This is a genomic window from Paraburkholderia podalyriae, from assembly GCF_014397785.1.
GTDB classification, from domain to species: Bacteria; Pseudomonadota; Gammaproteobacteria; order Burkholderiales; family Burkholderiaceae; genus Paraburkholderia; species Paraburkholderia podalyriae.
In genome coordinates, this window is record NZ_VZQQ01000157.1 from 1 (window position 1) to 4,088 (window position 4,088).

Genomic DNA, 4,088 nt, shown 5'->3' on the forward strand with positions numbered 1-4,088 from the left:
GGCGGCTATCTCGCACGCGCCAACGATCCTCCGCCCGGCAATAAAGTCATCTGGCGCGGCATGCATCGTCTTGTCGACATCCAGATTGGATACTCGTTGGGGCGTGAAAATAGTGGGTAATCACAAGGTCGAGGGGTGCGTTTACCGAACAATCCCAACGTCATATCTCTGTCTACCGCAGGCGAAGCAACTCGTAGTCCTTGGCCCGACGGCGCGCCCAGCGCGACTTCGCCGCGGCGGCAGGCGTCTGACTTCTTTGTTTGATCAAGCACTGGCGCCGTGCGGCTGGTGAGGCTCCGATAATCATATAGCCGGCCTCGCGCCGTTCCGGTAGGACGGCTGGGGTAGAGTCAGGGTTGCGACACCGACGTGACGCACAGGAGGCCGGCATGAAAAAGTTTAGCGGAATTGACCTGCACTCGAACAACGGTGTGGTCGTGGTCAGCGATGAGGTGGACCACATCGTCTATCAGACGCGGTTGCCCAACGACGCGTTGCAGATCCGCGCCGCAATGGCGCCGCATCGCGAAGAACTGGTGGTCATCGAGGAGACGTATTATGGACGCCCCGCAATTATGCACGGTTTGTCGTTGAGGACAACGGAGTGTGCGGCGTGGGTGCCGATATGAATCGATGTACGGGACCGTGCCGCGCGCGCTTTTGAATTCCTGAGCATTGCAGGGCTCACCGATCGGGTCAGTTCACGTGGCCGAGCATAAATCACAAGCCCTCGAGAAACTGCGGCACGCGGTCGGTGGGCCGGTAGCACCGCTGCCTGCTGTGGAGCAATTGAAGCGTACTGAGGGCTTTTTCCTTCATGGCCAGGTCTGCCTCTATGTACATGTGCATGGTCGCTGGGTTCTCGTACCCAGCGACAGCGCAATGACCGTGAGGTCAACGCCAGCCTGAAGCAGGTGCATGGCAGTCGCGTGCCGATAATCTACCCAACGATATAATCGGCATACGGCAGCCATGTAATTACTGCAAGGCGGCGTGGATCCATTCAACATTGCCATGTGGTTGGGCCATGAATCCCCCAGACAACCCAGATGTACCTGGACGCCAGTCTGGAGTTGAAGGAGAAAATTCTCGCCAATGCGCCACATGATGGCAAGCCCGTACGATACCGACCTGATAGTAAGCTCGCAACGTTTCTTAAAGGTCTTTAGCCATCGAAGCTATGCCGATCCGGACGACTCGTGAACATCGTCCTGCTAGGCTCATTGCCGGCACTTTGCGGTCCGCGTCCCAGCCTGATCGGCATTGCCTCGAACGCGGCATAGTTCCGAAACTTGCTCTGACGGATCGTGAGCAGGCCACGTTCCAAGTCCACGTCCGAGCGCCGAAAGGCCAACGCTTCCTAGATGCTATGTGGGAGGGCGGCGACAGTAAGCCCGACTGGAGTAAAACGGGAGTTGCACACTCGTTTTCTCCGAAGGAGCACGCAAATGGATGCGCCTGACACAGCCCTCCGTGGGCAGAATACGACGACAGGTGGCCGCCTGTACATGGCATTTGAACTGGGCGAGAAGAACTGGAAGCTTTCATTGGGTGATGGCCAGCGCGCACCCAGCCGCTGTACGGTCGCCGCCGGTGATACCACGGCGGTTCTCACCGCCATCGCCAACGCCAGGGCGCGTTGCCATCTCGGCGCCGACGCACCCGTCTACAGCTGTTATGAAGCAGGCCGCGACGGCTTCTGGCTGCACCGCTGGCTGACTGAACAGGGCATCGTCAATCTCGTGGTCGATTCGGCCAGCATCGAGGTGAACCGCCGTGCGCGTCGCGCCAAGACAGACCGGCTTGACAGCGACAGGCTGCTGTCGATGCTCATGCGCTATTACGCGGGCGAGCGGCGCGTGTGGGCGGTGGCACGCATTCCCACACCCGAGCAGGAGGACGACCGCCGCCTGCACCGCGAACTCGAACGCCTGCGGAAAGAGCGTACAGCGCACACCAACCGGATCAGTTCCCTGCTGGTACTGCACAACCTTCGGGTCAGGTCTGTTGGCGGTCGCATCTGGGCCCACTGGTGGACCCGTCAGCGCGAGCTGCTGGCGCCCGGTCTGCGCGACGAGATTGAGCGCGAATGTGAGCGGCTCGCGCTGGTGCGCCAGCAAATCCGCCTGCTCGAAGTGCAGCAGGACCGGCAGGTGCGCAGCGGCGCACATCCCGCCATGGCGCTGCTCGCACAGCTTGCTGGCATCGGTTCAGGCAGCGCGTGGACCCTGGTCAGGGAACTGTTCGGCTGGCGGCAGTTTCGCAACCGTCGCGAACTGGCCGGCTGTCTGGGCCTGACGCCCACGCCGTATGCCAGCGGCACCAGCGAGGTTGAACTCGGTATCAGCAAGGCGGGCAACTGGCGATGTCGCTGGCTGATGGTGGAGCTCGCCTGGAGCTGGCTGCGCCTGCAGCCCGGCAGCCAGCTCAGCCACTGGTTCAACGAGCGCTTTGCCGGTACCGGCAAGCGGATGCGGCGCATCGGTATCGTCGCGCTCGCACGCCGTCTGGCGATCGCCCTGTGGCGTTATCTCGAGTACGGCGAGATCCCCGTCGGCGCGATACTCAAGCCGCGCGACATCAACACCGTGAGGGCCTGAATGATTGAATGACGTCGGATGCAGCAACAGCATGTAAAGGTCAACGCGCCCGAAACACGCTCGGGCTACCCACTGCGGGTGGCCGTTTCCCTAGATGGGGCGCGTCGGTAACAGGGTAGCTCCAGCGCTTCGCGCATGCGGCATAAGGTGACCGGCCTGTCAGGTCGGCACGGATAGAAGGTCGACCCGGCACTGACCGGTCAACAGATACCCTGACCTGAATGACATTGACATGTCAGGCTGCAACAGGGCTTACGCGATGAGCGTCGGTACCGTCCTTCACGCATCGGTCTCTACCGCCAGCCTGCGTCTGGTCATGGTAAGTGACCGCGCAGGCTGGCGTCTGGTCATGGTAAGTGACCGCGCAGGCTGGCGGTAGAGACCGAACAAGGAGGCTTACTTCGCATGACAGAATGTTTATCATCAACCGGGCTTGACTTTCAGTTCCCCATAGAAGAGCGTGTTAGGCACTTTTCATAATCGGTGCAGCATGAACGAGCATGAGCATGGCGAAGACGACGAAGTGCAGACCTGCCAGGGTTTCGGGCAGGCGCTCGTAGTCGCGTGCCAACCGCCGGAAGCGGTTGAGCCAGCCGAAACTGCGCTCGACCACCCAGCGGCGGGGCAGCAGCACGAAGCCCTTCTTCGCCTCAGGCAGCTTGATGACCTGCAGCTCAATGCCTTCATCACGTGCGGCCTGTGCAGCAGTGTCGCCCGTATAGCCCTGGTCAGCAAACGCAAGTTTCACCGTCTGACCGGTGACGTGCTGAACCTGACGCGCAAGCTCGGCCACCTGCGCGCGCTCCTGCTCGTTGGCCGGTGTAATGTGCACCGCGAGCAGCATCCCCAGTGTGTCGACAGCCATGTGAACCTTGCTGCCCCGCTTGCGCTTGTAACCGTCGTAGCCCGCACGCGGCCCGCTTTCACACGTGGACTGCAATGTGCGTCCATCCAGAATGACCGCACTGGGCTGGCCCTGACGCTGTTGTGCCACGCGCAGCACCGAGCGCAAATCGTTGACCATCGCCTCGAAACAACCCGCGTTCAGCCAGCGCTGCGTTTGCTGGTAGACCATTTCCCACGGCGGAAAGTTCGTCGGCAGCATGCGCCACGATGCACCCGCGCGCGCCATCCAGCGAAGCGCGTTGAACATCTCGCGCAGTTCGTATCGGCGCTGCGGTGCAGCTTCGTTCATCAAGGTCAGATACGGAGCGGCGAAGCTCCATTCCTCGTCCGAAACATCTGTCGGGTATGGCTTGCGTTCTATCATCCCGCCAGGTTACCAGGTCTGACAGAAAGTGCCTAACACGCTCTAGTGTCGTGAGTTAGAAGTTCGTTGAATCAATTTCCCGGTCTTCCTTGAATGACGAAGTGCTGATTAAAGAGCCGTTCGGACTCGCGCAATCCTTCTTCGGTAAAGATCACGGACTTCGTCTTGTTGACTGGGTCTTCGATGAAGCCCCGTTCGTAGAGCCGGTTCAGCACATC

At 60.7% G+C, this 4,088-nt stretch carries 4 protein-coding genes; 2 read left to right on the forward strand and 2 right to left on the reverse strand.

Annotation, left to right across the window (positions count from 1 at the left end; translation table 11 throughout):
- The first annotated feature begins 389 nt into the window (after nt 1–389).
- Entirely contained in the window at nt 390–629 is a 240-nt protein-coding gene (locus F6X42_RS41865; protein ID WP_018423128.1) for a hypothetical protein, read from the forward strand.
- An 819-nt stretch (nt 630–1,448) separates the two neighbouring features.
- Nucleotides 1,449–2,600 (forward strand): IS110 family RNA-guided transposase, encoded by a 1,152-nt coding sequence (locus F6X42_RS41870; RefSeq protein ID WP_187639620.1) that lies wholly within the window; start codon nt 1,449–1,451, stop codon nt 2,598–2,600.
- A 463-nt stretch (nt 2,601–3,063) separates the two neighbouring features.
- On the opposite strand, the gene F6X42_RS41875 is transcribed toward F6X42_RS41870, so the two are convergent.
- Both F6X42_RS41875 and F6X42_RS43655 read right to left on the reverse strand, forming a co-directional pair.
- The gene (locus tag F6X42_RS41875; RefSeq protein WP_187639621.1) at nt 3,064–3,867 is read right to left on the reverse strand and encodes an IS5 family transposase; all 804 of its coding nucleotides are present in this window, start codon (nt 3,865–3,867) and stop codon (nt 3,064–3,066) included.
- A gap of 74 nt (nt 3,868–3,941) precedes the next feature.
- Nucleotides 3,942–4,088: DUF6429 family protein (locus tag F6X42_RS43655; RefSeq protein WP_222945925.1), on the reverse strand; the 147-nt coding region annotated here is incomplete at its 5' end.

What these genes read in the sequence shown, in the direction of transcription:
- F6X42_RS41870 (WP_187639620.1), top strand. Translation starts at nt 1,449, where the DNA reads ATGGATGCGCCTGACACAGCCCTCCGTGGGCAGAATACGACGACAGGT.
- F6X42_RS41865 (WP_018423128.1), top strand. Translation starts at nt 390, where the DNA reads ATGAAAAAGTTTAGCGGAATTGACCTGCACTCGAACAACGGTGTGGTC.